21 protein-coding genes are annotated in these 24,591 nt (G+C 34.7%); 17 read left to right on the plus strand and 4 right to left on the minus strand.

The window, feature by feature from the left end:
* Window positions 1-122: 122 nt before the first annotated feature.
* Window positions 123-1,019 carry an MFS transporter gene (locus JF75_RS03960; protein ID WP_245190709.1) on the plus strand — a complete coding sequence of 299 codons (897 nt, stop codon included), beginning with the start codon at window positions 123-125 and terminating at the stop codon, window positions 1,017-1,019.
* An 87-nt stretch (window positions 1,020-1,106) separates the two neighbouring features.
* On the opposite strand, the gene JF75_RS10665 is transcribed toward JF75_RS03960, so the two are convergent.
* Window positions 1,107-1,256, minus strand: coding sequence for a hypothetical protein (locus JF75_RS10665; RefSeq protein WP_245190710.1), 150 nt, complete (start codon window positions 1,254-1,256; stop codon window positions 1,107-1,109).
* 335 nt (window positions 1,257-1,591) lie between these two features.
* On the opposite strand from JF75_RS10665, the gene JF75_RS03965 reads away from it, so the two are divergent.
* The 3 genes from JF75_RS03965 to JF75_RS03975 all read left to right on the plus strand — a co-directional run bounded on the left by JF75_RS03965 (window position 1,592) and on the right by JF75_RS03975 (window position 5,729).
* Entirely contained in the window at window positions 1,592-2,371 is a 780-nt protein-coding gene (locus tag JF75_RS03965) for a MurR/RpiR family transcriptional regulator (protein WP_046331933.1), read from the plus strand.
* A 75-nt stretch (window positions 2,372-2,446) separates the two neighbouring features.
* Entirely contained in the window at window positions 2,447-3,886 is a 1,440-nt protein-coding gene (locus JF75_RS03970) for a glycoside hydrolase family 1 protein (RefSeq protein ID WP_046331934.1), read from the plus strand.
* Between the two features lies 1 nt (window position 3,887).
* The gene (locus JF75_RS03975; protein ID WP_046332931.1) at window positions 3,888-5,729 is read left to right on the plus strand and encodes a glucose PTS transporter subunit IIA; all 1,842 of its coding nucleotides are present in this window, start codon (window positions 3,888-3,890) and stop codon (window positions 5,727-5,729) included.
* A 201-nt stretch (window positions 5,730-5,930) separates the two neighbouring features.
* On the opposite strand, the gene JF75_RS03980 is transcribed toward JF75_RS03975, so the two are convergent.
* Window positions 5,931-6,800: a LysR family transcriptional regulator gene (locus JF75_RS03980; protein WP_046331935.1), complete on the minus strand. Its 870-nt coding sequence runs from the start codon at window positions 6,798-6,800 to the stop codon at window positions 5,931-5,933.
* 145 nt (window positions 6,801-6,945) lie between these two features.
* On the opposite strand from JF75_RS03980, the gene glpK reads away from it, so the two are divergent.
* The 6 genes from glpK (at window position 6,946) to JF75_RS04010 (ending at window position 14,047) form a co-directional block, all read left to right on the plus strand.
* On the plus strand, window positions 6,946-8,463 hold the full coding sequence (glpK, locus tag JF75_RS03985; protein WP_046331936.1) for a glycerol kinase GlpK: 1,518 nt from the start codon (window positions 6,946-6,948) through the stop codon (window positions 8,461-8,463).
* Window positions 8,464-8,494: 31 nt separating this feature from the next.
* Window positions 8,495-10,240 carry an FAD-dependent oxidoreductase gene (locus JF75_RS03990; RefSeq protein WP_046331937.1) on the plus strand — a complete coding sequence of 582 codons (1,746 nt, stop codon included), beginning with the start codon at window positions 8,495-8,497 and terminating at the stop codon, window positions 10,238-10,240.
* A 234-nt stretch (window positions 10,241-10,474) separates the two neighbouring features.
* Window positions 10,475-11,443, plus strand: coding sequence for a mannose-6-phosphate isomerase, class I (gene manA, locus JF75_RS03995; RefSeq protein WP_046331938.1), 969 nt, complete (start codon window positions 10,475-10,477; stop codon window positions 11,441-11,443).
* Between the two features lie 32 nt (window positions 11,444-11,475).
* Window positions 11,476-11,871 (plus strand): SdpI family protein, encoded by a 396-nt coding sequence (locus JF75_RS04000; protein WP_045927923.1) that lies wholly within the window; start codon window positions 11,476-11,478, stop codon window positions 11,869-11,871.
* Window positions 11,868-12,587, plus strand: a complete 720-nt coding sequence (locus JF75_RS04005; protein WP_046331939.1) for a response regulator transcription factor — start codon at window positions 11,868-11,870, stop codon at window positions 12,585-12,587. Before JF75_RS04000 ends, JF75_RS04005 begins: the two co-directional genes overlap by 4 nt.
* A gap of 8 nt (window positions 12,588-12,595) precedes the next feature.
* On the plus strand, window positions 12,596-14,047 hold the full coding sequence (locus tag JF75_RS04010; RefSeq protein ID WP_046331940.1) for a sensor histidine kinase: 1,452 nt from the start codon (window positions 12,596-12,598) through the stop codon (window positions 14,045-14,047).
* A 44-nt stretch (window positions 14,048-14,091) separates the two neighbouring features.
* On the opposite strand, the gene JF75_RS04015 is transcribed toward JF75_RS04010, so the two are convergent.
* Window positions 14,092-14,958 (minus strand): SPFH domain-containing protein, encoded by an 867-nt coding sequence (locus JF75_RS04015; protein ID WP_046331941.1) that lies wholly within the window; start codon window positions 14,956-14,958, stop codon window positions 14,092-14,094.
* A gap of 35 nt (window positions 14,959-14,993) precedes the next feature.
* Complete coding sequence (locus JF75_RS04020; protein WP_046331942.1) at window positions 14,994-17,186, minus strand: LTA synthase family protein; 2,193 nt, start codon at window positions 17,184-17,186, stop codon at window positions 14,994-14,996.
* A 142-nt stretch (window positions 17,187-17,328) separates the two neighbouring features.
* Here JF75_RS04020 and JF75_RS04025 point away from each other — a divergent pair, with 142 nt between their 5' ends.
* From JF75_RS04025 to JF75_RS04055, 7 genes are all read left to right on the plus strand, one after another.
* Window positions 17,329-17,955, plus strand: a complete 627-nt coding sequence (locus JF75_RS04025) for a VanZ family protein (protein ID WP_046331943.1) — start codon at window positions 17,329-17,331, stop codon at window positions 17,953-17,955.
* A gap of 79 nt (window positions 17,956-18,034) precedes the next feature.
* Complete coding sequence (locus tag JF75_RS04030) at window positions 18,035-19,384, plus strand: glucose-6-phosphate isomerase (RefSeq protein WP_046331944.1); 1,350 nt, start codon at window positions 18,035-18,037, stop codon at window positions 19,382-19,384.
* Between the two features lie 182 nt (window positions 19,385-19,566).
* Window positions 19,567-20,955 (plus strand): MFS transporter, encoded by a 1,389-nt coding sequence (locus tag JF75_RS04035; RefSeq protein ID WP_046331945.1) that lies wholly within the window; start codon window positions 19,567-19,569, stop codon window positions 20,953-20,955.
* Window positions 20,956-21,203: 248 nt separating this feature from the next.
* A complete protein-coding gene (locus tag JF75_RS04040) occupies window positions 21,204-21,512 on the plus strand; it encodes a PTS sugar transporter subunit IIB (protein WP_046331946.1) in 309 nt (102 codons plus the stop codon).
* Between the two features lie 21 nt (window positions 21,513-21,533).
* Window positions 21,534-22,772 carry a PTS sugar transporter subunit IIC gene (locus JF75_RS04045; protein WP_046331947.1) on the plus strand — a complete coding sequence of 413 codons (1,239 nt, stop codon included), beginning with the start codon at window positions 21,534-21,536 and terminating at the stop codon, window positions 22,770-22,772.
* Between the two features lie 2 nt (window positions 22,773-22,774).
* On the plus strand, window positions 22,775-23,137 hold the full coding sequence (locus JF75_RS04050) for a PTS lactose/cellobiose transporter subunit IIA (protein ID WP_245190711.1): 363 nt from the start codon (window positions 22,775-22,777) through the stop codon (window positions 23,135-23,137).
* A complete protein-coding gene (locus tag JF75_RS04055) occupies window positions 23,124-24,581 on the plus strand; it encodes a glycoside hydrolase family 1 protein (RefSeq protein WP_046331948.1) in 1,458 nt (485 codons plus the stop codon). The genes JF75_RS04050 and JF75_RS04055 overlap by 14 nt, the downstream gene beginning before the upstream one ends.
* Window positions 24,582-24,591: the final 10 nt, after the last annotated feature.

The raw sequence follows: 24,591 nt of genomic DNA on the forward strand, positions 1-24,591 counted from the left end.
GATTTAAAAACTATCTTACTAACAATAAAACTACTTAAATTAATTTAAACTTAAAAACGGCAAATTATGTGCGTTGTAATAGTTAAGTACATAGTCTGTCGTAAATTTAAAAAGAAGTCACAATGAAAAATTTAACACAAAAAAACAAACTACTTTTAGGCTATGCCATTTCAGGACTGGGTGATCAATTTTACACTTTTGCAATTCCATTGCTGATGCTGTCTAGAACTCATTCATCAGTCATAATGGGACTGTTAACTGCAGTTGAATATCTGCCCACAGCATTGTTTGGACTAACAATTGGACCCATTTTTGATATATATTCTCGTAAGAAAATCATGCTCTTTTCTTTAATAATGCAAATGGTGCTAATTATAATTGCACCATTTTTGGTTATCAAAAATATTTCATTATATTGGCTTTTATTAGTAGTCTTTATACTTGGTTCATTTGATTTAATTACTTGGACCGGATATCAAATTTTCATAGCCGAATCGGTTAAAAAAGAAGAACTATCATCCGTTTCAGGACAAATGGGGTTAATTTCGTCGATTCAAAAAACTTTTGGTCCAGGTATTGCAGCTGTCATTATTAATTTAATTGATTACATAGGTGGCTTTTTACTGGATGCCTTAAGCTTTGGTTACTTAACTTATGTTATCAAAGATTATGAACCTTTACATACAGAAAAAAAGTCAGTAAAGGGTGAAAAGTCTTTTAATAAAAGTGCAAAAGAGGGAATCACCTTTTTATTTGCACATCATGATATTAAATGGCTGATCGCAAGTTTTTTCGTGGCAAACATTGGCTTTCAAGCAGTTGTTCCCATGCTTACTTTTTTGTTAAAACAAGAAATGAAAGTTTCTGTTAATTTGGTCAGCATCTTTTTCACGGTAGCAGCGATTGCAAGTATTCTAGGCAATTTTATTTATTTACGTATTAATAAAAACATGAGACTAGGTACGCAAATGATTCTGGATAGCCTTGTTGATAATGGTAGGCTTCCTAATTATGCTTGATGTCCAGTCATTTATTTGGGTTACTTTTGGTTACGCATTGGTTTCGTTTGGTAGCGTATGGTCGCAAGCCAACTTCTTTACTATAATTCAAGCAGAAACTCCAGACCAATACAAAGGCACCATAACTTCGATTTCAACTTCGTTAACCAGGATTATAGGACCAATTATGTCTTTAATTAGTGGGTTTTTAATCAAAGCAGAAGTACATTCAATATTCGTTGTTGCTTCCGTTTGCATGTTTCTCTCAGTGCTTATAACTATAGTTACTGGTTTAGGTAAATTAGGAAAACTATGAATATTATTATTTGTCTCTAAAAAATTATTTTATTAAACTCCAGTAAAGGACTAACTTCTAATTTTAGATTAGAAATGGTCCTTTTAATGTTACCCTGAATTTTTCTTTAAAAAACATTCACACACTTTAGAGGATAAAGCTTCACATCTAAATAAAGATTTGATCGGCTTATTAATCTATAAATTTAGTTTTAAATATTTGGTATTATAGGTAAAAGGGTTGTGTTTTTTGTATACTTTGATATGTTTTTTATTCAGAGAATAAGAAGGGATATTAAATGAATCCAGTCCAAGCGAATATATTAGGAAACTTGACGAAAACTATTAGTGTTGATTCTAGTGACATAGATACAATTTTAGCTAAGTACTTTATTAGCCATTATTATGAGGCAAAAGACTTTAATATTTATACAATAGCTGAGAAGTGTAATGTATCCCGATCCAGCATCAGAAGATATTGTCAGCGAATTGGTTTTGAAAATTTTTTAAATTTAAAAAAAGCCATGATTGAAAATAATTCTAAAGGGGACATAGTTACTGACTCTGCTTACAGAAAAAACTTAACATCAGAAATTCTTGCTATTATACGTGAGTTGGACAATCGAATGAATACTGACGAAGTGGGCAAAATAAGTAAAAGAATAAAAAGTTGTTCTAATTTCTATATACTCGCAGAAAATACTGAAAATAATGTTTCTAAGGAATTTCAAATCGAATTAGCAAGATGCGGAAAAATAGTTTTTCCAATAACAACGAAAACACAATTTTTAAAAATAAAAGAAAATTTCCAAAAAACAGATTTAATATTTTCTATTTCCGTTACAGGAAAATACGCAGAAAAGATTGGTGATTATGTTCATAGCTGTCCCTCAAAATCAATCTTAATAACCTGTAATAGACTTAAAGAATTTACAAATAAATTTACATACGTATATTTTATGAGTCATGTTGATCAAACTGCTAATGCTCAAATATATAGAGAGTTCGGTGTCCCTTACTTCCTTGCAATTTTGGCTAATAATTACAGGAATCTTTTTTTGAACCCTATAGATAAATAGGGTTCAAATGCTGATGCGCCTTGCTTCCGAGTCAAATCTATAATTTGGATAGATGAGGAAGAGAGGAAGATAGATATGAAAGAGTACATTGAAAAACCAGTATTTCCAAAGGGATTTTTATGGGGAGGATCATCATCCTCATGGCAAATTGAAGGAGCAGTTGAAGAAGACGGAAAAACTTTATCTTTAATGGATTTAAACTCAAGAAAGAAAAAGCCTTATGCAGACGATACATATGCTTCTGATCATTATCACCACTATAGGGAAGATATACGATTGATGGCCAAAGCAGGTTTAACATCTTATAGATTCTCAATATCTTGGTCTAGGATTTACCCAACTAAAGATGGTAAATTGAATCAAAAAGGAATAGATTTCTATAATGATTTAATTAATGAGTTATTAAATTATAATATTACTCCAATTGTTACCATTTATCACTATGATATGCCAGTGTGGATCGATAAAGAATATGATGGCTGGTATGGCAGAGGGATAATAAAAGAATTTGATAAATATGCCAGAACGCTTTTCTCCGAATTTGGCGATCGTGTCAAATATTGGCTTTCAATTAATGAACAAAACATGCAAATTTGCTATGGTGATTGGTTGGGAATAGATAAACATCCAGATACATGGTTTAAAGACAAATGGAAAGTTAACCACGTTATGAATTTGTGTCACGCTAAAGCAGTTATTGCTTGTCATGAATTAGTCCCTGGGGGCAAAATTGGGCCTGTTCCTGGATATGTTCCTATTTATCCTTATTCATGTAATCCGCAAGATCAAATTGCTGCTATGAATGCCGAAGAACTAACAGAAAAAGTGTGGGATGATCTTTATGCGCATAGAGAATACAATGGTTTTATAAAAAACTATTGGAAACAATATCAAATTAATCCAGATATTCGTCCTGGAGACATGGAATTAATAAAACAAGCTAAAATTGACTTTTTTGGTTTAAATTGCTACCGGTCAAATACGGCAAAATATTGTTCTCAAAATGATACATCTCAAGCATATATACTCAATAAGACTGGTAAAAAGGGTGGATTAATATTCCCTAAAGTTCCTGGTCTGTATCAATTGGTAAGAAATCCATATGTTGAGTACACGGATTGGGATTGGGAAAAAGATCCTGTTTCTTTAAGATATATGTTGCGCTATGTTTGGGATCATTACCAATTACCAATGATTATTACTGAAAATGGTTATGGAGAACATGAAAAAGTAAGTGATGATGGAAAAGTTCACGATCCAGAAAGAATAGCCTTTTTGCGTGAACAAATTAAACAAGTTGGACTAGCTATACAAGATGGCTGCAAAGTATTTGGATATAACCCTTGGACTTTTTTAGATGTGCTAAGTACAGGTAATGGTATGTCAAAACGATATGGCTTTGTTTATGTTAACACTACCGATGAAGATAAACTTGATTTTAGAAGAATACCTAAGGATTCATATTATTGGTATTCAAAGTTAGTTAAGTCGAATGGAGAAAATTGGGGTGAATAAAATGCTCAGCTATAAAAATTTGGCACAACAAATTTATGACAATGTTGGGGGAAGTAAAAATATTGAGAACATAAACCATTGTGCTACCAGATTAAGAATACGTGTTCATAGTGTCCAAAACATAAATGATACAGCAATTAAAAATATAGAACAGGTGGCAGGTACTGTAAATCACGGACAAGAATATCAGGTAGTTATCGGAACAGATGTAGCAAATGTTTATAACGAAATTATTAAGATTAATGGTACTATCGATAAAAAAAGTCTCCAAAGCCATGAAAAAACAGACAATATGAAAAAAACTAATTTTTCGTGGTCAAATCTGGGACATACTATAATTGACTTTATTTCAGGTACTTTTGTACCAATACTAGGCGTTTTAGTTGCCGCTGGATTAATTTCCGCTGTTTTAAATATTGGAACATCATTCTTTGGGTTAAGTACAAAGAGTGGGACCTACACAGTTTTATTTGCTATTTATCAAGCGGGCTATTTCTTTTTACCCCTTTATTTGGGGTACAGTGCAGCCCGAAAATTAAATCTAAATCCTATGATGGGTGGATTTTTAGGTGCAGTTTTAGTATATAAAACCATTGATTCAGCAAAAGGTTTGAGCTTTTTGGGATTACCTATTCCACAAGTACAATATAATACCTCTGTAATTCCTGTCTTATTGGGCATTATCTTAATGAAATTTGTTGACATAGTTTTGGAAAGGGTGGTACCCAAAAGCATTAAATTTTTTGTGAACCCTTTAGTCACAATGCTAATTGTTGTTCCAATAACTTTATTATGGTTAGGTCCTCTGGGGTTTCAAATTGGTTCTATTATTGCTAATATTTTAAAATTTATCAATTTAAAATTTGGCTGGTTTTCTGTCGGAATCATTGCAGCGATCACTCCATTCCTTGTTATGACTGGTACCAATCAGGCCTTATTTCCAATTTGTATTGCAGCCGTTTCAACTACTGGATATGATGCCTTCATTCTTCCTGGTATGTTAGCTGCTAATGTGGCAGTAGGTGCATCAGCTTTGGCTGTAGCTGTATATAGTAATGATAGTAAAGAAAAACAGTTAGGTCTCTCTTCTGGCCTGACAGGTTTAATGGGTATAACGGAACCAGCATTATTTGGTATCTTAATTAAAAATAAAATTGCATTTTTAAGCACAATGTCAGCTTCAGGTTTAGTTGGAATTTTAGCAGGATTTTTAGGATTAAAACAATATGCAATTGTTTCACCTGGAATAGCAGCTTTACCAACTTTTATACATGCAAATAATGGACAAATGGATATGAACTTATGGATTGCAGTATTAATTCTTTGTCTTTCCGCTTTATTGTCCTTTGGCTTAACGTTATTTTTTGGCAAACGAGAACAACGAAAAACTACAAATAATATATATTTACCAGTTAAAGGAAAGATTATACCTTTAAGTAGTGTAAAAGATGAAATGTTTTCAAAGGGGATGCTCGGAGATGGTTTTGCAGTAATACCTGAGGGTGAAGAGATCTACAGTCCTGTTACCGGTCAGGTAACAATGATTGCCAAAAGTAAACACGCCATAGGTTTGAAAACAAAAGATAGCACCGAGATATTACTTCATCTTGGAATCGATACTGTTGACTTAAATGGTGAACCTTTCGAAGTAAAAGTAAGTAAAGGACAGCAAGTAAAGCATGGAGATATCCTTGTTAATATGAATTTGAATATGATTAAGGCAAAAGGTAAAGATCCAATAGTTATTGTTGTTTTGACCCAAAAAAATAAAAAAATTAAAAATAAAAACTTTTCAGTTAACAATTTGGAACAAGACATTGGTCAAATACTTTTTAGCGAGTAAAGTTATAACACTAGCAACCTGCAAAAACATCAGCAAGTTGCTTTTTGTTTTATAAATAAGATGTTGTTAATTTTATATACATTTATTTTCACCTCAGGCATTTTTACAAAGAATGAAAATAATTCTGCATTAAAGAATATTATTTTAAAACTCATTAACAACAATAATTGCCATATGATGTAAAATAAATTGTTTAATCTACTACAAGGAATGCTCCAATATATTATAAATGGCCGGATTTTTATATATCGCAACAACATCGTATTTTAGTTTAGGCAAGTTTGGTAAAAAAGTAACATATTTATCATATATTTTCGGCAGAGGCAGTTCCTCCGGATAAATTGCCATACCATGATCTAACACAACGTTGGCTAGAGCAGAGTCGAAACTGTCTAAGTAAATTATTTGGTCATAATTGATATTCATTTTTTCCAGAATATTTTTAATTTTTGTTTGTACGTCATTATTATCAGTAGCAGTCCATTTTTGTAAGAAAAGGGGCTGCTTTTTTAGTAGGTCTTTTTTAAGCTTTCCGTTAGAATCAAAAGAATTCTTATTCAACAAAATGCCGAAATTGGCAGTGCCAATTTTTCTGACATGGATGTTTTTAATTTTACTGACGGCAGTGGAAAACCCGATCAATACGTCATAATCTCCTGCATCTAGTTTAGGTATGCTAGCGGCAAAATTTTCAGTATCAAGTTGTAATTGTAAATCAGGATTGTTTTTAGCAAGAGAATGTGCCAGTTCAATAGCCCAATAATCAAAAGCGTGCAAATAATGTATCCTTAAAGTTTGAAAAGAATTGTTTAATTGGCTGATTTTTTCGCTAAATTCGTAATATTTGTTTAGCACGGGCACTGCACAATGGTACAAATTAATTCCGGCCAAAGTAACCTTAAAATGAGAAGTTGACCGATCAATAAGTTGAACACCCAGGTCTTTTTCTAAATTTTTTATAGCATTGCTAATTGCTGTTTGAGAGACAAAATTTCGTTTTGCAGCAGGGGTAAATCCTTGAGTTTCAACGACGTCAATAAAGTACTTATATGTTAATAAACTGTATTTCATCACACTTTGTCCTTTTGCTTATAACTTTAACTAATAAGTTATTATCATTATATGTTAGCGCTTCCCAAAAAGCGAGGGTAAAATTGAATTGTAACGACAGTTACCTTTACTAAATTAGTTTTAAGACTAAAAAGGAGAAAGTATAATGGCTGAAAAATATATTTTAGCGATTGATGAAGGTACTACTAGTACAAGAGCAATTATTTTGGACCATTCTGGTAAAAAAGTAATTGACTCACGGAAAGAGTTTAATCAATATTTTCCTAAACCTGGCTGGGTAGAACATGATGCCAACGAAATTTGGAACTCAGTTTTATCTACAATTGCCAATTCTTTTATTAATTCAGGGATTAAACCTAACCAAATTGCAGCTATCGGTATCACCAATCAGCGTGAAACGACTGTTATTTGGGATAAGAAGACCGGCTTGCCGATTTATCATGCTATTGTCTGGCAATCCCGTCAGACTTCGGATATTGCCGATAAAATTATTGCTGATGGCTATACGGATATGATCCATGAAAAAACGGGACTAATTCCTGACGCTTACTTTTCAGCTACCAAAATTCGCTGGATTCTTGATCATGTTCCGGGAGCTCAAGAACGTGCAGAAAACGGTGAATTATTGTTTGGTACTATTGATTCATGGTTAGTATGGAAATTGACTGGTGGCAAGGTTCACGTAACAGATTATACGAATGCCAGCCGGACAATGCTGTTTAATATTACCAAGCTTGATTGGGATGATGAAATACTTAAGTTATTAAACATTCCAAGAAAAATTTTACCGGAAATTCGGTCTAATTCCGAAATTTATGGTACTACAGCTGAATTTCACTTTTATGGTAGTCAAGTACCAATTGCCGGCATGGCAGGTGACCAGCAGTCAGCTTTGTTTGGGCAGTTAGCATTTGAGCCGGGAATGGTTAAAAACACCTATGGAACTGGTGCGTTCACCGTTATGAATACGGGTGAAAAACCTAAATTTTCAGCTAATAATTTGTTAACTACTGTGGCATATGGCATAAACGGCAAAGTAAATTATGCTTTGGAAGGTAGTATTTACGTTGCTGGTTCAGCTATTCAGTGGCTGCGTGATCAACTGGGAATTATTGACGATGCTCCTCAGTCAGAAGAAGCTGCCAAGCGCTCAAAAGATAACAATGAAGTTTTCGTTGTTCCTGCATTTACAGGTTTAGGTGCTCCGTACTGGGATTCTAATGTCCGTGGAGCTGTTTTCGGTCTGACTCGTGGAACAACCAGTGATGACTTTACAAAAGCTACTTTACAGTCTCTAGCTTATGAAAGTCGGGACGTTATTGATACGATGCACGAAGATACCAAAATTCAAATTCCAAAATTAAAGGTTGATGGTGGTGCTGCTAATAATGACTATTTAATGCAGTTCCAAGCTGATATCTTGGGTATCGAAATTGAGCGTGCTGCCAACCTCGAGACAACGGCGTTAGGTGCAGCTTTTCTAGCTGGTTTAGCTATTGGCTTTTGGAAGGACTTTGATGAAATCAAGAAAATTCAAAAAGTAGGTAAAACCTTTAAACCGCAAATGAGCAGTGCAGAAAGAGATCACCTGTACGAAGGCTGGAAATCAGCTGTTAAAGCTGCTCAGAGCTTTTCATATAAGCCATATCAAAAAAATAATTAGAAATTTTTATTAAAAAGAAAGAGGCTAAATCATGGCGTTTTCAATTGAAACCAGAAAAGAAGAAATTGAACGTTTGAAAAATGAAAAATTAGATTTGCTGGTTATCGGAGGCGGCATTACAGGAGCAGGCGTTGCTCTTCAGGCTAGTGCAGCTAAAATGAAGACAGGCTTGATTGATATGCAAGACTTTGGTGGAGGTACGTCATCACGGTCTACCAGACTTGTACACGGTGGTATTCGCTATCTGAAGACATTTGATGTTCAAGTTGTTTCTGATACAGTCAAGGAACGTGCGGTTATCCAGCATATTGCCCCACATATGACCCAACCTGATCCTATGATTTTGCCAATTTATGACGAACCAGGGACAACGTTTACTATGTTCTCGGTAAAAGTAGCAATGGATCTTTATGATCACTTAGCAGGTATTGAAGGAGATTCACCTTTAATTAAATATGCCAACTACATGATGGATAAGGAAGAAACTTTAAAACGAGAGCCACAATTAAATAGCGAGAACTTGCAGGGCGCAGGTGTTTACTTAGATTATCAAAATAACGACTCCCGCTTGGTAGTAGAAAACGTTAAAAAGGCTCATGAATTAGGGTGTCTGGCTGTTAGCCGCCTGAAGTGTATAGCAATTTTACATAATGATCAAAAACAAGTTAATGGTGTTCGCGTTCATGACAATTTAACTGGTGAAGAATTTGAAATTCATGCTGATATTGTAATTAATACTTCTGGGCCTTGGTCAGATTTAATAAGACAAGAAGATAAAGAAGTTTACAAAAAACCGCGTTTGCGTCCTACAAAAGGTGTCCACTTGGTAGTTGATCAATCTCGCTTGACCGTGCCACAACCAACATATTTTGGTTCGGGTACGGCTGATGGCCGAATGATTTTCACTATCCCTCGGGAGGGTAAAACTTATTTTGGTACAACGGATACTGATTTTACCGGTGATTATGCTCATCCAACGGTTGAACAAAGCGATGTAGATTACTTGTTAAATATCATAAATAAAAAGTATCCAGCGGCTCATTTAACAATTAACGATATTGAAGCCAGCTGGGCTGGTGTACGTCCTCTAATCGAAGTTGAAGTGGAGGGTAACGAAGCCGCAGATGCGGCAACAGGTGCCAGCGTTTCTGATAGTACTTCAGCGCCATCTGCAGTATCACGTGGTAGTTCCTTAACTGAAGCAGAAGATGGATTGATCACCTTAGCCGGCGGTAAGTTGACAGATTACCGCATCATGGCTAATGGTGCAATGAAGAAAATCCAGCAAAAATTTCATGACGAGTTTTCTAAAAACTTTACGTTGCAAGATTCAGCAGAAATTAAAGTTGCTGGTGGCGATTTCGATTCTGACAATGCAGAAGCAGAACTTGCTCGCATTGCTAAAGATGGTGTGGCTGCCGGCCTTGCAGCTGATGATGCAAAAGAGATTGCAAACTTATTTGGTTCTCAGGCGGAGCAAATTTATGATTATGCCCAAACAATCAAGCCAGAAAAAGGATTGAGTATAGGTGAAACTGCAGCTCTTGATTACTCGCTTGCAGAGGAAATGACCTTAACACCAGTTGATTATCTATTAAGACGTACTTATCATATTTTATTCAAGAGTGACACCTTAGACCAGGTAAAGAATGGCGTGATTAAACACATGTCTGATTATTATGGCTGGGATAAAGCTCAAAGAGAACAATATGAAAACGAGTTAGAAGACGAAATTGCAGAATCAAGACTGGAGGGATTAAAGAGCAAAAGAAAGTAGAAGAAAACAATAAAAATAGTAGTAAATTATTCCCCATTTAAAAACCTGTCAAATCAATCTGACAGGTTTTTTCTTTGGCCTTTTTAAACCGATATATTAAAATAAGCGATATTATTCATTATAAGTATTTTATACGGAAATTAGCTCTTAAAATAATAACAATTGTTTTCATATTTGAAAAAATAGTTTTAAATTTATAGTTTAAAAGATTAAACTAATAGTGAGGTGATCATAATGGAACCATTTTTTCTTACCCCATATTTTAGACCCAAAATTTGGGGCGGACGCAAATTAAAAACTATTTTTAATTACGATATACCAGATGGTAAAGTAGGTGAAGCTTGGGTTATTTCAGGTTATAAAGATGATGCTTCAACTATTACAAATGGTGACTTTGAAGGACAAAGCTTACGTAAAGTGTATCACGAAAATCCGGAACTATTTGGTAACCCCGAGAGTGAAGAGTTCCCACTTCTTGTAAAATTTTTGGATGCTAATGATAATCTATCTGTACAGGTTCATCCCAACAATGATTATGCCCGCAAAGTAGAAAATGACAGTGGAAAGACAGAAAGCTGGTATGTTTTACAGGCAGATCCAGGGTCATATCTAATATATGGTCATACTGCTAAAACACGTTCAGAACTTGCAGATATGATTCACAAAGGCGAGTGGGACAAATTATTACGCAAGATTCCTGTCAAAGCCGGAGACTTTTTCTATGTCCCCTCGGGAACGATTCACGCACTGACTAAAGGTATTTTAGTTATTGAAACGCAGCAGTCAAGTGATGTTACCTACCGTTTATATGATTATGATCGTGTAGATCAAAAGACTGGCAAAAAAAGGGAGCTGCACACCCAGAAGTCTATTGATGTCACTCAAGTACCTCACGTTGATCCTAAACTTGAAATAACAACTAGCAAAAAGCAAGATGCCATCATTAAGACCTTGGTGCAGCCACCACTGTCTCCTCATTTTTACCTGTGGCAAATAGATTTAAATGGTCAGTGGAATACTGGCTTAAATGGGCATCCTTTCTTATTAGTAACAATTATTAATGGTTCAGGTACAATTGAGTGTGAAAACAAGACTTTTAATTTATCTATTGGTACAAATATGATAATTCCGAATAATATTAAGGAATTTAAATTTTTAGGTAATATGAAAATGGTTATTTCTACTCCTGGCAATCAGGATTAATTCTTAAGTCTTAAGATGGAAAGGAAAAGAGAATGATTTATATTGCGTGCGGTTCGATTATTATGGTAGTTGGACTGTTATGGCTGATATCGCCTCCCAAAAGACCACGTCCATTTTATAGTTATTATTCCTACTTGGCCCAAGTTAATAAAGCTAGTTTCAAATTTGCCCAGCACAAGGCAAGTTACTATTTTATTATATTTGGTTTAATCCAATTAGTATTGGGGATTGGAATCCATTTACTTAAATGGGATCGATATTTTTTACTTTGGCTGCTGACATTTTATCTTTTCATTATCTTTCCAATCATGGCTACGGAGAAGAGTTTAAAAAGCTTTTTGCAAAAGCGTCATGAATTACCAGCAGATTACATAGACCCTGACAAAGTAAAAAAGGAGAGAACAAAAGGATTTAGGGACCGAAAATGAAACTGAAAATTTTAATGGTCGAGGATGATCAGTCGGTTGCAGAAATGATGGAAATGTTCTTTGAAAAAGAAGGATGGACCACTGAAATTGCGACTGATGGAGAACAAGCCGTTAAAATGTTTGCTAAAAATCCAGATCAGTATGATTTAATAACATTAGACCTTAATTTGCCAAAAAAAGATGGCATAGAAGTTGCTAAAGAAGTTTGTGCAATTTCACCTACCATACCAATTATCATGTTGACTGCTCGTAGTAGTGAAGAAGAGCAGATTCAAGGATTTAATGCTGGTGCTGATGACTATGTGTCTAAACCATTTAGTCCACTAGCTTTAATAGCCCGCATCAAAGCTTTACAACGTAGGATTAGAATTGATGATAAGCAGGAACAAACAAAATCAGCAGAGAATACTGAAAAATTTGATGTCGAAACTGATCACATAAAAATTTCTAAAAGTCGGCGTGAGGTGCTTTATGATGGTCAATATGTTGAAAATATTACACCTAAAGAGTTTGATTTACTCTATACCATGGCACAGAAGCCCAAACAAGTATTTTCTCGTGAACAATTGTTAGAGTCTGTCTGGGGTTATGATTATTATGGTGAAGATCGCACCGTGGATGCACATATTAAAAAATTGCGCCAAAAATTGGAAAAAGTAGGTGCAAATGTCATCCAAACCGTTTGGGGCGTTGGCTATAAATTTGATGATTCGTAGGTTTTCACATGAAGTTAATTTATCAGCATATGCTTAGCTTTTTACTAATCATTCTTACTACGGTATCAATAATCGGTTTTTCTGAAATAAATAACGCAACTAAACAATCATATGAATATAATTATCAGAGAATGGAGGATTTTGCCTCAGCTTTAGGTACTTTAGCCGTAAGCGATGAAAAAAATGGCTCGGCCATGTTGAACCCCAAATTTTTGCATAAATTAGAATTCGTTCTCCATAGTGATAGGGTTTATCTTAGTGTTTTTGATAAGCATGGAACCCAAATCTATCCTGAGAAAAATGAAGACATAAGCTTAACTTCAAAGCGCGTTATGCAATTAAGACAGGGAAAGAAGCTTCACATCAAAAATAATAATGAGGCTCTTTCCAGCTTAGGGCATAAAAAAGCTGCTTGTACTGGCGTTCTTTTACCATGGAAAGACAAAGGTAAATTTATTGGAGCGATTTGGTTAGGCGTCCGAGTTGCCAAAGTGGAAAGACCGGTGACAATAGCTAAGCAAAATTTGTTTAGTGCTCTTGTTTCAGCAATTATTGTGGGCTTGATGCTTAGTTTGATTCTTTCTTTTTATGCAACGGACAGAATAAAAAAGCTGTCAAGTGCTACTAAAAAAGTTGCTGCTGGTGATTTTGACGTCCAAACAAATTATAGTGGAAATGATGAGATAACTCAGCTGGCTGACAACTTCAATCAGATGGTTCGCGTTTTAAAAAAATCAAACCAAGAAGTTAAGGAGCAGGAAAAAAGGCGTGATCAATTTATGGCTGATGCGGCTCATGAAATGCGTACGCCTTTGACTACTATTAATGGTATTCTAGAAGGTTTACAATATGATGCTATTCCCGATAAAGCTAAGCCCAAATCTATTGCCTTGATGAATAGGGAAACTAAGCGTCTGATTCGATTAGTTAACGAAAATTTGGATTATGAAAAAATTCGTAATAATCAAATAAACTTAGTTAAGACCACCTTTAATGCTAGAAAAACGCTAGATGATGTAACAATGCAGCTTAAACAAAATGCTGCCAAGGTCAGTGATACACTTACTATAAATGCACCCAGGGATCTGCCAATTTATGCTGATAAAGATCGTTTTACTCAGATAATGGTTAATTTGGTTCAAAATGCAATTCAGTTTACTTCCGATGGCGAAATTCAAATAAGTGGCTATCGCGTTGCTCATGCAACAACTATTATTGTTGAAGATAATGGTATTGGGATGAATCAACAACAAATTAAATATGTATTTGAAAGATATTTTAAAGCTGATACTTCTCGTAGCAGCTCTGGTAAAGGAGAGTATGGCTTAGGATTGGCAATCGTTTCTTCTTTGATCAAACAACATGGAGGCAAAATAAGCGTGCAGTCAGAAATAAATCATGGGGCTGAATTTACAATTATTTTATTTGATCGCGGCTATGAGCAATACCTCGAAAACTAAAAAATCATTTCCAAATGCGGAAATAATTTTTTGTTGTGCAGAATTTATTCGTTTTCTTTTGTTGCTTCATGCCAGATCTTTGCAGTCGCTGGAATGCTTCCTAAATTGGTAAGGTCGTCTTTATTGACTACAATTAGATTGTTAGGTCCTTTAGCTAAATTATTAAAACTGTCCAAACTCTGATTTTTAAAGTAACCGTCACTTGCTTTAGCCAGGCTGGCTTGTAATTGATTTATTCGATATGCTTCAGCATCTGCTTCTGTTTTGACAGCTTCGGCCTTAGCCTTAGCCGTTGCAATTAAAGCATCATTTTTAGCCTTTGTGGTTAGTTCAATATTTTTAGCTTCGCCTTCAGCTTTTTCAATAGCAGCTATTTTTTCACGATCGGCAGTTAACTGTTTGTCCATGGCTTTTTGAATTTCAGTACTAGGTAAAAGCTCATCAATGTTGACCCTAACTACACGAATGCCATAAATATCCGTTAAATCACCGATAGCATCGGAGAGCTGACTATTTATACTACTTGTTGACCCCAAAGCATCATTTAGATCCATCCGCCCGATAATGTCTCTCAAATGACCACGAATTAGTTCAACCATTGATTTTACCGAGTCAGTATTATTGTAAAAATATTTATAGGAATCAGTTACTAGGTAATTTAGGGTTAAACTGGTAGTAATTTCTGCGTTGTCTTTGGTAATAATCGAATATTTCGAAATTTCTGCCGGAAACATTGCCAGGGAAACTTTGCGCAACCTCTGTATTACCGGAATGATTAGCACTAAACCTGCTTTTACGGTTCTGGAATATTTTCCTAATGTTTCTATTAAACCTTCATTGTTTTGCGGGACGACCCGGCAGCACGAGAGTAATAAAAACAAAAACAGCACAACAATTATGAAAATTTTCATTTTATCCTCCAAAATTAAAAAATTATGTTTATTTCTTAATTATATGACTTTTTGTGATTTTTACTAGGCTTAGTCTGCTTTTCAATTAAATGATTGCCGGAAACAGATTCAGGAATTTTTGTGATTTCTTCTTCACGACCCTTAAGCTCTGTAGCGTCCGTTTTGTATAACTTAGTAGTAGATTTGCGCTGTTTGCTTATAAGAGCAGTGGATTTATTTTTCAATTGCTGCCGGAGGTCTTCCATCTGTCTGTAATTGGTTAAATAGTCAAATTGTGTGGGGTCAACGGGTTTAAATCCGCTAGGAGTGTAAAAACGCAATAAATTATGATTATTTAGTAAGTCGGAGTATTTAAGGGACTTTTTGCCTTCTTTTGCCAATTTTGTGATTTCATATTTTTCCTGCTCGGTAAAATTAATAATCTGCTTGCCACTTTTGCGGTCGTAAACAACGCCTTTTAGGCCTTTACCACCAATAATAACGTATTTTTGACTAACAATGGTGCCATTCCTAAAAGTAAGCCAGGGGCGATATTTTGGCGCTAGCAGATCACTGCCAAATTGAATATAATTGCGATTTGAAATTCCCAGAAGATGGATCAAGGTCGGCAATACATCTATTTCGCCTGCGACTTCTTGCTTGATTTTTCCCTTTAAATTTTGAGCATGTATCATAAAAGGTACACGTTGCATTTGAACATTATTATAGCTATTCCATGTATCAGAACTTTCACCCACAATTGGTGCCAAAGTTTCGTTTTCAGAATTAGTTAATCCGTAATGGTCTCCATAGATCACAACCATAGTATTTTTAATCAAACCTGATTTCTTCAAGTAATTGAAAAATTCACGGATAGATTGATCCAGATAATGAGCAGTTTCAAAATAATTGTTAATTGATTTGTCTGACGTATCACTGGTTTTAAAACTCGGATCCAGATCCTCTTCGTCCATGTCAAAGGGAGTATGATTTGTAACGGTAATAAATTTAGTATAAAAAGGCTGCTGCATCCTTTCTAAATATTTGATGCTTTCAGCAAACATAATTTTATCTTTGATGCCATAGCCAATATGATCATTTTTATCGTGACTAAAGTAATTTTGATCAAAGAAATAGTCATAACCCATGTTTTTATAAACATCATCACGGTTCCAAAATGTACCAACATTACCATGAAATACGGCAGAAGTGTAGTTGCCGTGTTGACGCAAAATTTGCGGTGCAGCCTGAAAAGTATTCGAACTGCCCATTGCAGTGAATAAAGAGCCGTCGGAAATACCATAGGTACTGGTTTCCAGCATGTTTTCTGCATCACTAGTTCGGCCAATGCCAACTTGGTGGTAAAAATTGGCAAAACTTAATGTATGTTTGTTGTGATAAAGTGAATTGAGATAGGGCGTAACTTCCTTACCGTTGATTTTTAAATCAATTAGAAACTGCTGAAAACTTTCCAAATGAATTATTATTACATTTTTGCCTTTTTCTTTACCAAAATATTCAGTATTTACGGGTAATTTATTTTTTTTGGTGTAAGCCAAAATTTTATTTAAGTCAGCTGTATTGGCGTTTTTATTTACCTGCTCGGTTTGTTCATTTTTAACGGCGTCATAAACTGTATAGGTATCAATACCAAGATATTTAACAATGTATGATCGATCGAATGTGGTACCTAACAAGCGTGGTCTGGAAGACTCGGCCAAAAAGACATTTAGCACTAAAATTAATGCACCAACTGAAGTAACAGCAAAAGGTGTAAGAAGGCCAAAGGATTTTTGATCAATTCTGATTTTGTGAGCAATTAGTAATATGATTATTATGAAAAGGTCAAGCCACAATAATAAGTCAGAAGGTTGAAGCAGTGCAACTGCACTTTTTCCCAGACCAGGGGCAACCTTACCAGCATTTGTAATAGTCTTTACGGTAATAAAATCGGAAAATTGACGATAATAAAGAACATTCGCAAATAACAGTCCCGAATTTGCTACATCAAGCAGGACCATTGCACAATATGAAATGACTGGCTTAGAAAAATATAATCCAACGCTCATTAGTAAAATTGCACTACCAACAGGACTTAACCACATGATAATATGTTGATAAGGATCTGAAATACCCAAATTGAAATCATGGTAGGCTGCAAAAATGTACTTGAGCGCAAATAACACAACCAGAAGGCAGAAAAAGCCTATCCGAGTCTGAATGAAGTTAGTCAGATTTTTTTTATTCAAAATGAACTCTCCCTTATCAGACTATTTTAAAAGTTTCTGTCCTTTTAAACAATCTTTTCCGTTTTGTTAGACCTTTTTTAATAATTAATCGCAGAAACTTGAGTATAATTTAAATGAACTATATTTTAGGAATTGAATCAGAATGATATTTTTAGGACCACTATATAACCTGCTTTCGCAACTTTACGCTACTAAAATAAATCATTTTGCTTTGATTAAGTTGATTGTACTGGCACTGGATAAAACTATCTTTTATTTTCTGTTTTTTATGGTAATACGCTTAATCTGGCTAATGACTATTAGGAGTCGGCGTACAATTAAGTCTGAGGCGTCAGTATGGTTATTTGCTTTTTATTTAATTTTAGTGCTGATGTTAACTACTTTTCGTAATACTTATTTTCCCTGGAATCTAACACTTAATCTGCACAGACCTTTAAACGAAATAAATTTCGTCTTCTTAAGGGAAACTTGGAAAATGTATCATGCCCCCAGCAGGCTGGACTTTGTATATAATTCTTTAGGTAATATCCTGTGCTTTATCCCATTTGGATTTTTGTCACCCTTTGTTTTTTCAAAAAAACAAACCTTCTGGCGTGTTGTTTTGGCCGGTGTCATTTTTTCGGTATTTATTGAAGGAATGCAGTTTTTACTGGAAACCGGCGTGACTGATATTGACGATGTGTTCTTTAACAGTTGTGGAACGGTAATTGGTTATTTCTGCTATTGGCTTGTAATGATAATCAGGAGAAAGACGCGTAAAACTAACTAAAAGCACTGGTATTTGTAAAATAAGATTGCTAAAATGTTCTTGTGAAATACATATTTAATTCAGTAAGGAGAGCGTGTTTATGAGTTTAATTAAATTTGATAGTACAAAACTGACACCATTTGTTCACGATAACGAACTAGGCGAGATGCAAGCTTTAGTTAACGTTGCCGATAAAGAACTTAGAGATGGTTCAGGTGCTGGCAATGATTTTCTGGGTTGGGTCGATTTGCCAGTTAATTATGACAAAGAGGAATTTGCCAGAATCAAAAAAGCAGCCCAAAAGATTCAAAGTGACTCTGAAGTTTTAGTTTGTATCGGTATTGGTGGTTCATATTTAGGCGCTCAGGCAGCTATTGAGTTTTTAAATGGTGCATTTTATGGCAAGGGTAAAGAAAAATATCCTACTGTTGTATTTTGCGGCAACTCCTTATCAGGCTCGTATTTACATGATCTGATTGAATGGCTTGGTGACAAGGACTTTAGTGTTAATGTCATTTCTAAATCTGGTACTACTACTGAACCAGCTGTTGCTTTTCGCATTTTTAAAGATAAATTAATTGAAAAGTATGGCGCAGATGAGGCTAAGAATAGAATCTTTGCTACAACAGATCGTGCTAAAGGTGCTTTAAAAACTGAAGCAGATGCTGAAGGTTATGAGGAATTTGTTGTGCCGGATGACATTGGTGGACGCTACAGCGTACTATCAGCTGTTGGTTTGTTGCCGATTGCAGTTTCTGGTGCTGATATTGACCAATTAATGAAAGGCGCTGCTGATGCCAGAGCAGAGTATACCGATACTGATTTAAGTAACGCGACTCCTTATCAATATGCTGCTCTGCGTAATATTCTTTATCGCAAAGGCTATACTACTGAAATTGTTGAAAACTATGAACCAACTTTAAGAATGTTCAGTGAATGGTGCAAACAATTAATGGGAGAATCAGAAGGAAAGGATAATAAAGGCATTTGGCCGGCCAGTGCCAACTTTACGACTGATTTGCACTCATTGGGTCAATATATTCAAGAAGGCAGAAGAAATCTTTTTGAAACAGTTATTAGAGTTGAAAATCCAACAAATGATGTCAAAATCCCTTCTGACGATCGTAATTTAGACCAGTTAAATTTCTTATCTGGTAAAAGCTTAAACTTTGTAAATGAACGTGCCTATGAAGGAGTTGTTCTGGCCCATACTGATGGTGGTGTCCCTGTTATGACAGTTAATATTCCTGATCAAACAGAACACACTTTGGGCTACCTAATTTACTTCTTTGAACTGGCAATTGCTGTTTCTGGTTATGTTAATGGCATTAATCCGTTCAATCAACCTGGTGTTGAAGAATATAAACGAAACATGTTTGGTTTGCTTAATAAACCAGGTTATGAAGATTTACACGATGACTTAGCAAATAGATTTAAGCAGGAAAAATAATTTTTATTATTGAAATTATTTTAAAATAAGATTAAGATAAATATATGCTTACTTTACATGAGTTATGTTTATATAAGAAAAAGACATATCATCCTGTACATTGTATTTATTCATATTAACCATTATGGAAAGGGTAAAAGTTTTTGGCTTTTAGCCTTTTTTTATTAAGGAGATTTAATTTTATGGCAGAAAAGAAAGAAACACCAAAGCGGGTTTTGGCAATTATCAGTTGTGCTTTAATGGCTTTTGTTTCGATTTTGACAGAAACGAGTTTAAACGTTACTTTTCCCACATTGATGAAACAATTTCATATTGGTTTAGGATTAGTTCAGTGGACGACAACAGGGTATTTACTAACAATTTCTGTGATTATGGTTGCAAGCTCATATTTAAATGAGCGCTTTTCAGCAAGACAACTGTTTTTAACTGCTGCAATTGCATTTATTGCCGGTTCAATTGTGGCTGCTTTTGCCTCTAATTTCTGGGTCTTACTCGCAGGTCGGTTGATTTCTTCAGTTGGAGCAGGATTGTCAATACCATTAATGTTTAATATGGTTGTAGAACTAATGCCGCAAGAAAAATGGGGCTTTTATATGGGTTTGACTGGTTTAGTCATTATTCTTGCACCGTCTCTAGGCCCCACATTTGGTGGCACAGTTGTTTACTATTTTGGCTGGCCCTTAATTTTTGAAATTGTAGTGGTAATTGCTGTATTTATAATGATTTTGGGTTTATTCGTAATTGAACAATATCATGAGAAAAAGCATCCGAGTTTTGACTGGTTAAGTTACATAGTTATAGCTAGTGCGATGGTAATTTTTAACCTGGGTTTCAATAGAATTAGTAATGGTTTTACTGATATTGGTTTTTGGCTCAGCATGATTATCGTGGCAATCTTGGTATACACGTTCATTAAACTGTCACGCACGAGCAAAAAGAAACTAATAAACTTGAATATTTTTAAAAATAAGCCCTTCATTTTTGCTATGATATCTTATTTATTATTGCAGTTTATTAATATTGGTACAAGTTTTGCTGTGCCTAATTATGTGCAAATTGTTAATCATGCCAGTTCTTTAATCGGAGGATTAGTTTTGCTTCCCGGTTGTATTATCAGTGGTATTTTAAACCCCTGGTTTGGTCATATTTATGATAAAAAGGGTGCGCCATTGCCACTGCTTACGGGAACAGTATTCTGCTTAACGGCCTGTTTGCTTTTTTCTTTGTTTAGTTTGAAAATCAGTACATTCATGGTCGGTGTTTTTTATGGCATTATGATTATTGGTCGCCAGATGGCGTTTAACAACACTATGGCTGAAGCATCGAAATTACAACCAGAAGAATTGCATACTGATGCGACTGCAGTCTTTCAAACTGGCCAGCAATATGCTGGATCAATGGGAACAACCGTAATGGCCGCTATTATTTCATCTTGGCAAAAAAGACCTGGTAATTATGCAGCACTCACGGCACAAGGCAGTCAGGAAGCATTTTTATTTTTGACATTTGTCAGTGTGATAATTTTGCTTAGTTATTTAAACTTATTCAGACTTGAGAAGAAATTGAAATAAAATCAAAAATAAATATCAAAAGAGTCTGGGAAAAAACTCTAACCTAACTAAAAAGGCTGACAAATCACGTCAATAAAACGTTGATTTGTCAGCCTTTTTAAATTGTGAAATTTTTTAATTTAACTTCAAAGAGCACTATTTTCCCAGACTCTTTTTTTCACCTCTTTAGTGCAAATCTTTAATTTAAGTAATTCCAAAAATTTGTCATGATAAAGCTGTAGAAAATCTATTTTAGAAAGGAAAACGTTATGAGTAAGAAAGTTTTATTAATTTGTGGCTCGGGGGCATCTTCTGGCTTTATGGCCGCAAATATGCGTAAAGCCGCAAAAAAAGCAGGTTTGGATTTTAAGATTCAAGCTAGAAGTGAAGCAGAATTATCTGATTATGCTAACGATATTGATGCATTAATGGTAGGACCTCACTTAAAAGCTGAATTTGATGCAATAAAAAGTAGAGTACCTGAAAATGTAAAAGTTATTTTGATGAAACCAGATTACTATTCAATCCTTGATGGCAAGGGTGCAATAGAGCATTTGGAAAAAGAACTAGAACAGTAGGATGAGAAAGGAGTTTTAAAAATGAATAGCTTCATGAATTTTTTAAATAATAAGTTCGCTCCTAGAGCGCAAAAAATTGCAAATAATCAGTGGATTGTTACAATTAAAAATTCAATATTGGAAGTGCTGCCATTTATTTTTGTAGGTTCATTGATAACTCTATTAAATATTCCAACTAATTTTTGGAAATGGTGGCCAGACTTGTCACCAATCAGTAGTTTTACTTTTGGCTTAACCTCAGTCTTTGTTGCTTTTTTAGTACCGTTTAATTTTATGGAATTTAAAAAGATTAATAAGCAAAGAATTATAGCCGGTCTATCCTCAGTTGCACTTTTTCTGATGTTGGCCAATCCGTCTTGGGATAAGACAGGTAATATAATCTCATATCAATTTTCAGAACTAGGTGCAGGAGGCATGTTTGTAGCTTTAATTGAAGGAATTTACGTTTCTTTAATTATGGAATTGTTTGGTAAATTTAGTTTCTTTAGTGAAGATACGTCGATGCCAGACTTTGTGACTGCATGGTTTGATTCTATGTTGCCAGTCACGGTCGTGATTGCGACAGGATGGCTACTAACAAACATATTACATTTTAATTTTTATCAATTGATAGTGAATATTTTTGCGCCTTTAACTACTTCACTTGATACCTGGTGGGGTTTTTCCATATTTCTTTTTTTCGAATGCTTTATCTATTCAATGGGTATATCTGGATGGGTGTTAGCAGCAATTGATCAGCCTGTAATGTTTGCTGGTATAGCCGCTAATGCTAAAGCATTTAGTTCTGGACATGCAGTTACACATATCTTTACCAGTGAACTTATTTATAGTTTTCCTTGGATTGGAGGGGTTGGTTGTACTATGCCACTAGTACTAATGATGCTATTTTTAGCGAAATCAAATCGTCTAAAAGCTCTTGGCAAAGCTAGCGTTTTACCAACTATTTTTAACATCAATGAACCAGTTGTATTCGGCACAATAGTTTGGAACCCTTATTTAATGATTCCGTTATGGATAAATGGCATTGTTCTACCTTTAATAACTGCTTTATGGTTTAAAGCAGGTCTTTCTCCAATACCTCACTCATTAATGCAGATGTGGTATATCCCATTTCCTTTTGTCACTTGGATCGTCAGTCCCGCAATCAGTTCAATAATTTTATTATTACTTCTCTTTGTCGTTGGCGGTTTAATTTATTATCCATTTTTCAAAGTTTATGACAGGAATTTGGTTAAACAAGAAACTGGAAGTGAGGCATAGAGGTGGAAGATAGTAAACAGTTTAGTGAAGAAAATATCAAAAACACAATGAACATTATTCTAAACGCTGGCGATGCCCGTGATTTCATTAGTAAAGCCCTTGATGATGTCGCAGATTATAATTATAACAATGCAAAAATAAATATGAAGAAAGCAAATGAAAAATTAATAATAGCTCATCGTCTGCAAACCAAGAAAATTCAGGAAGAAGCTGAAGGTAAACCTATAGAATATTCTGTATTATTTACCCATGCTCAAGATACATTGATGACAATTAATAGTGAATATAATTTGGTAAAGCATTTAATAAATTTATTTGAAAAGCGCAATTGTAAATGTGGAGGTGTTCAAAGTGAGAAAAAATAATTTTCCATTCTTCCCCAATAACTTCTTGTGGGGAGGTGCTCAAGCTGCGAGTCAAGCAGATGGTGCGTTTAAAGAAGATGGTAAAGGATTAAATTCCTCAGACATACAGCCATATCTTCAAGGTTTAACTAACGACGAGTTACAGAGTATAGAGTCAAAAGGGATGACACTTAAGGACGTTAAAAAATATAGTCAAGATAATAAAAATTATTTTCCTAAACGCTTTGGCATTGATTTTTATCATACTTATAAAGAAGATTTACAGCTTTTAGCTGATGCAGGTTTTTCAACTTTTAGAACTTCTCTAGATTGGTCAAGAATTTTTCCTAATGGAGACGATGAAAAACCTAATGAAAAGGCACTAAGGCATTACTCAGACATGATTGATTGTATGGTGCAATTAGGAATCGAACCAATTATCACAATGAACCATTATGAAACTCCTGTAAATATTACACTTAAGTATGGAGGCTGGCCAAATAAGGAGGTTATTCCGTTTTTTGTAAAATTTGGCAAGGTACTATTGGATTGGTTCGGTGATCGTGTAAAATATTGGATTGTAGTTAATCAAATTAATATGGTTCAATTAGAGCCTTGGCTTTCGGTTGGTGTAGCCAGTGACCAATATGCGAATCAAGAACAAGCTCTTTATCAAGCAATGCATAATCAAATTGTGGCAGCAGCCGAAATAAAAAATTATGCACGTTCTTTGAACAATCCTAATATACACATAGGAACAATGGTTGCTGATGGTACTGTTTATCCTGCAAGTAGTAAGCCGGACGATGTTATCCTTGCGATGCAGCAAAATCGTATGCAATATTTTGTGACAGATGTTCAATTTAGAGGAAAATATCCCCAATTCGCCCTAAATTATTTTAATGATAAGAATATTGAACTTGATATTACTCAAAATGAATTGAAGTTAATTAACGAAAATCATATGGATTTTTTGGCTATTTCTTATTACTATTCTCGTATGGTTGACTCAACAAAAAATAAAATGCAACCAGCAGATAATTTACAAAATCCGAATTTGAAACAAAGTAGTTGGGGCTGGGCTATTGATCCTCAAGGACTATATAATACTTTATCTCAATATTATGATCGCTATCAAAAACCAATTATTATTGCTGAAAATGGCTTAGGTGCTTATGACAAATTGGAAAATGACAAAAAAGTACATGACCCTTATCGTTCAGAATATCTGAGTATGCATATTGAACAAGTAGGAAGGGCAATACATGATGGGGCAGAAGTAATAGCTTATTGCGCTTGGGGACCGATTGATATCGTTTCGTGTTCTTCTCAACAAATGTCAAAACGTTATGGCTTTGTTTATGTAGATATTGATGATAATGGTCAGGGAAGTAAAAAACGTTACTTAAAAGATAGTTATTTTTGGTATAAACAAGTTATTGCCTCAAATGGTAAGGAAATATAAAAATGAAAAA

Source organism: Lactobacillus kimbladii (genome assembly GCF_000970755.1).
In the GTDB taxonomy this organism is placed as follows: Bacteria; Bacillota; Bacilli; order Lactobacillales; family Lactobacillaceae; genus Lactobacillus; species Lactobacillus kimbladii.

Bases quoted from the DNA above. Each gene is read 5' to 3' on its own strand.
- JF75_RS03960 (WP_245190709.1), top strand. From the start codon at position 123: ATGAAAAATTTAACACAAAAAAACAAACTACTTTTAGGCTATGCCATT.
- JF75_RS10665 (WP_245190710.1), bottom strand. From the start codon at position 1,256: ATGCAAACGGAAGCAACAACGAATATTGAATGTACTTCTGCTTTGATT.
- JF75_RS03965 (WP_046331933.1), top strand. From the start codon at position 1,592: ATGAATCCAGTCCAAGCGAATATATTAGGAAACTTGACGAAAACTATT.
- JF75_RS03970 (WP_046331934.1), top strand. From the start codon at position 2,447: ATGAAAGAGTACATTGAAAAACCAGTATTTCCAAAGGGATTTTTATGG.
- JF75_RS03975 (WP_046332931.1), top strand. From the start codon at position 3,888: ATGCTCAGCTATAAAAATTTGGCACAACAAATTTATGACAATGTTGGG.
- JF75_RS03980 (WP_046331935.1), bottom strand. From the start codon at position 6,800: ATGAAATACAGTTTATTAACATATAAGTACTTTATTGACGTCGTTGAA.
- glpK (WP_046331936.1), top strand. From the start codon at position 6,946: ATGGCTGAAAAATATATTTTAGCGATTGATGAAGGTACTACTAGTACA.
- JF75_RS03990 (WP_046331937.1), top strand. From the start codon at position 8,495: ATGGCGTTTTCAATTGAAACCAGAAAAGAAGAAATTGAACGTTTGAAA.
- manA (WP_046331938.1), top strand. From the start codon at position 10,475: ATGGAACCATTTTTTCTTACCCCATATTTTAGACCCAAAATTTGGGGC.
- JF75_RS04000 (WP_045927923.1), top strand. From the start codon at position 11,476: ATGATTTATATTGCGTGCGGTTCGATTATTATGGTAGTTGGACTGTTA.
- JF75_RS04005 (WP_046331939.1), top strand. From the start codon at position 11,868: ATGAAACTGAAAATTTTAATGGTCGAGGATGATCAGTCGGTTGCAGAA.
- JF75_RS04010 (WP_046331940.1), top strand. From the start codon at position 12,596: ATGAAGTTAATTTATCAGCATATGCTTAGCTTTTTACTAATCATTCTT.
- JF75_RS04015 (WP_046331941.1), bottom strand. From the start codon at position 14,958: ATGAAAATTTTCATAATTGTTGTGCTGTTTTTGTTTTTATTACTCTCG.
- JF75_RS04025 (WP_046331943.1), top strand. From the start codon at position 17,329: ATGATATTTTTAGGACCACTATATAACCTGCTTTCGCAACTTTACGCT.
- JF75_RS04030 (WP_046331944.1), top strand. From the start codon at position 18,035: ATGAGTTTAATTAAATTTGATAGTACAAAACTGACACCATTTGTTCAC.
- JF75_RS04035 (WP_046331945.1), top strand. From the start codon at position 19,567: ATGGCAGAAAAGAAAGAAACACCAAAGCGGGTTTTGGCAATTATCAGT.
- JF75_RS04040 (WP_046331946.1), top strand. From the start codon at position 21,204: ATGAGTAAGAAAGTTTTATTAATTTGTGGCTCGGGGGCATCTTCTGGC.
- JF75_RS04045 (WP_046331947.1), top strand. From the start codon at position 21,534: ATGAATAGCTTCATGAATTTTTTAAATAATAAGTTCGCTCCTAGAGCG.